Here is a 3407-nt window from a genome sequence, read left to right as displayed (position 1 = left end):
AAAGAGAGTCTCATTTTTCAATGAGACTCTCTTTTTTATATATTTAAACAGAATTTTCAGCTCTATCATTCAAAATAAATACTCGAGTGAAAACCACCATAATTACTACAATAACTAAAAAATATAGGGGCATGACTACTAAGGAACCTGTATGCAGCTGGCTCATTCCCCAAATTGTCAGCGTGACTATTATATAGTACCCTAAGCTAAATAATGCGCCTGCTGTACCAATGACATTTTGAAAATCTACTAATGCTAGACTGAGACAGTTAGGTAACGCTATCCCAATTCCTAATAGCAATATAAACATCGCTACTAAAAATCCAATCATATATATTATGTTGGGATTTGATCCAACATAAGTAATAACAGATAAAATGACTGCTCCCCCTGTCATTACAATACAACCTATATATATGATTTTCTCCGGTTTATAAATAGGCAGTAACCGTTTTGAAACTTTCGCTCCAATAATAGAAGCAGACGCAACTACAATTCCTAGAAATCCGTACATACTAGGTGATAACTGAAAGTACTCAATAAAGATAAACGGCGCTTCTGCGTAGTAGCTAAATAAAACACCATTCGCTCCTCCAATTAATAGACCGTATGTTACTACTTTCGGATTTGTAATTAATCTTTTTAACACTGAAAAGACATTTATTTTATTCGTTACTGAGTCCATTTTTGTTTCCGGAAGAGAAACAAAAGTATACAGAAAAATCCCCACACTCATAACAACTAAACTTAAAAATACTATTTTAAATCCAAACATTTGATCCAGAAAGCCCCCAATTAGCGGACCTATCGCTGGCGTAAAAGCAATGACTGCCGAAATTTGAGCGAACATAACATGACGTTTATGCCCTTCTACACTTTCACGAAGAATCGTTTGTGTCACAACTGAGCCAGCACTTGCTCCAAACGCTTGAATAAAACGACTTAACAATAAAAATTCAATGGAACTTGCAATATAGCATAAGAAACTTCCAGCGCCATATACTACAATTCCAAGTAGCATCGCCCGGCGACGACCAATTATATCTGATAACCATCCAATAAAAAATACACCTAAAGCAAATCCAGCAAAATAAACACTAAGCGTTAACTGCACCTCATTATTACTTACATGTAGCGCCTTTGAAATGTCTGGTAAAGACGGTGTGTAAATTGTTTCACTAATTTGCGGAAATGCCACAAGAATAATCATTAACCACAGTGATGGTACTGAGACTTTTTTCATTTTTCATACCCTCCTATAACTTTGAAAATCTCAGAAATGAATAGACTTTCCTTAGCTACGGAACAGGAGGGGCCATTATAGAAATTCGATCATAAAACAACAAAGAAAACACCTCAATTACGCATGTTAATACTTATAGGAGGGTAATATTAACATTGATTTTACAATATAGTCTTTCAATTATATGATAGGTTGTATTTGTTTTCTAGTGTTCATGATCTGAATATTTGTTAGTACACGAATGTCCTTTCAATTCTCTCGGAAAATTAATACGATTTAAAAAGCGCAACTAAACAACTGAAACGCCCCTTCAATTGTTAAAATCAGTCTCACAATTGAAGGGGCGTTTTTTTATTGCTAAATTTTCACTGATTGTTCTTTTTGATAGATAATTTCACCATCAATAATTGTTGTTTCTACTTTTAAATCTTTAATTTGGTTTGGATTGACACTTAAAATGCTGTCATTTAATATAACTAAATCCGCCAACTTTCCGGCCTCTATGCTTCCTTTTATTTCTTCTTCAAAACTCGCATAAGCACCATTCCATGTGTATAGTTTAATAGCTTCCATTACGCTTATAGATTGATTAGCACCAACCTCTACTCCAGACTTGGTTTTTCTATTGACAGCAACATGAATTCCTAATAAAGGATTATAGTCAGTAACTGGTGCATCCGATCCACCTGCTGCAATGATGCCACGATCAATAAAATCACGAGCAGCGTACATGTGATTCACACGATCACCATAGTGCTCTACATATATCTCTCCGAATTCATATGGAAATGGAGGATTTGGAATAGGAATCATCTCAAGTTTTTTCATTCTCTCTTGTAAATCTGGTGAAGAAATTCCCGCGTGCTCGATTCGATGACGGTGATTTTTTCTTGGTGATTCCTCTAGCGCCCTTTCTACACAATTTAAATACATTTCAATAGCTTTATCGCCTTGTGCATGTACAGTGATTTGATAACCTTTTTTATGCGCTTCACCTAAAACCCGGTAAATTTCTTCCTCACTATAATAAAGAATGCCATAATTGGTAGGGTCACTCGAGTACGACTTACGGGTTGCAATTGTAGGCCCGGTGCTACTTCCATCTGTAAACAATTTAGCTGGTCCGACTTTGAATCTCTCATCTCCGGTACCAGTTACCACACCAGCTTCGACCATTTTATTAACAAATTCATGGGAGTTATTTATTTGGCATATCATTGCATATATTCGGACACGAATATCCCTACTCTTCACAGCTTGTTGTAGTAAACGATAACTCTCAGCTCCATCTCCACCTGCGTCATGTATACTTGTTATGCCCGCTGCAACGAAATGATCTGATGCAATTTTCACAGCCTTCATCATTTCACTTTCTGTATAACTTGCAACCTCGCTCATCCTCATATTTGCTGCTTCAATTAACTTTCCTGTAAGCCTACCTGCCTGATTCTTTTCAATAACCCCCCCACTCGTGTTCGGTGTGTTCTCGTTAATTTGCGCAATTTCTAATGCTTTGCTGTTCACCACGCTTATGTGGTGGCAAGTACGGGTTACAATAATAGGGTGTTCAACTGAAATTTCATCCAGCTCAGTAATTGTTGGATAACGCTTTTCCTTCACAGCGGTTTCATTAAAGCCCCAAGCACGTATCCATTCACCTTTTGGCGTTTCTAATGCCTTCTTTTTCAGATCATCTAACAAAGCCTCGATAGAATCAATATGTTCAGCTTTACAACTGACAGCCAACTGATTTAGTCCATGAGAAATGATGTGAAGATGGGAATCAATGAATCCAGGAAGAAGCGTTTTTCCTTGCAGGTCAATTACATCCGTTTTTTCTCCTATAAAACTCTTAACCTCCTGATTTGAGCCAACAACTACGATGCGATTATCTTTTATTGCTACAGCTTCGACTACTGTATTCTTTTTGTCTACTGTAATAACTTCTCCATTTATCAATACAACATCAGCTTTCATAAACTCAACCCCTTCGGAATTATTCTTTTCGAGTAATTCATTCAGTATTTAAAGTTATATCTCTCAATAGGCTCTTCCGCTTTTCAACAAGATTTATCAATAATTAATTAAAGTTGAGCTAAAGTGAAACTTTAATCAGTGGGGGGGGTTTTTCATCCCCCACTGATTATTAGCCCTCACCAATCGG

Annotated in this window: 2 protein-coding genes; both read right to left on the bottom strand. The window is 36.6% G+C overall.

The genetic code is table 11. The annotated features are described in order from the left end of the window. Nucleotides 1–43: 43 nt before the first annotated feature. Nucleotides 44–1243, bottom strand: coding sequence for a multidrug effflux MFS transporter (locus V7038_RS18905; RefSeq protein WP_002111003.1), 1200 nt, complete (start codon nucleotides 1241–1243; stop codon nucleotides 44–46). A 357-nt stretch (nucleotides 1244–1600) separates the two neighbouring features. Then, complete coding sequence (locus tag V7038_RS18900) at nucleotides 1601–3220, bottom strand: amidohydrolase (protein WP_335471322.1); 1620 nt, start codon at nucleotides 3218–3220, stop codon at nucleotides 1601–1603. Nucleotides 3221–3407: the final 187 nt, after the last annotated feature.

The organism is Bacillus sp. JJ783, assembly GCF_036963225.1.
Taxonomy (GTDB): Bacteria; Bacillota; Bacilli; order Bacillales; family Bacillaceae_G; genus Bacillus_A; species Bacillus_A cereus_U.
Note: the sequence above shows the minus strand (reverse complement) of the source record. Positions and strands in the feature narration are given on the sequence as shown.

What these genes read in the sequence shown, in the direction of transcription:
- V7038_RS18905 (WP_002111003.1), bottom strand. Translation starts at nt 1,243, where the DNA reads ATGAAAAAAGTCTCAGTACCATCACTGTGGTTAATGATTATTCTTGTG.
- V7038_RS18900 (WP_335471322.1), bottom strand. Translation starts at nt 3,220, where the DNA reads ATGAAAGCTGATGTTGTATTGATAAATGGAGAAGTTATTACAGTAGAC.